1 protein-coding gene is annotated in these 679 nt (G+C 50.5%); it reads left to right on the top strand.

Going from position 1 to position 679, the window contains the following annotated elements; translation table 11 throughout:
- Positions 1–70 precede the first annotated feature (70 nt).
- Positions 71–679 (top strand): flavodoxin family protein (locus AB5542_RS16085; RefSeq protein ID WP_368243211.1); only part of this gene is annotated, 609 nt, incomplete at its 3' end.

Raw genomic sequence — 679 nt, 5'->3', positions numbered from 1 at the left:
GGTATACCCCGCAAATATCACTCGAAACAGGAATTACTCGCTTTGCCGAATGGTTCAAATCATATAACAAATGACAATAATCAACAAGATCCGGGCCGTGTACTTCAGCCCCACAGGGACAACCCGCAAGATTGTGACCGCCACGGCCAAGGGCCTTTCAAGGACATTAAAAACCGACCTCGAAGAATACGATTTTACCTTACCCAAAACTAGGACTCAGGCATTACAATTCTCAGTCAGCGATCTCGTGGTGTTTGGCACCCCGGTATATGCCGGGCGAGTTCCAAACGTACTGTTACCCTACTTGAACACGATACAAGGCAACGGGGCTTTAGCCGTTCCAGTCGTGCTTTTCGGGAACCGGGATTACGACGACGCGCTAATCGAATTACGGGATATTCTTGAAAACAACGGACTCCACACGATAGCCGCGGGGGCATTCGTGGGTGAACACTCTTTCTCCCGGATACTGGCAAAAGACCGGCCGGACATGAAAGACATGGACATCGTGGATGAATTCGTTCGCAAAATCTGTGAAAAATACAAGACAGACACGCTATCACACCCCATTCCGGTTTCCGGAACCCCCTACCCCTACCGGGGATATTACACACCTCGCGACCGACAAGGCACCCCCGTAGACATCCGTAAAGTGAAACCGCTTACCAACGACCGTTGT

Source organism: Butyricimonas sp. RTP31003st1_G1_RTP31003_210430, assembly GCF_040920905.1.
Classification (GTDB): Bacteria; Bacteroidota; Bacteroidia; order Bacteroidales; family Marinifilaceae; genus Butyricimonas; species Butyricimonas paravirosa.
This window is presented reverse-complemented; position numbering and strand designations above follow the sequence as displayed.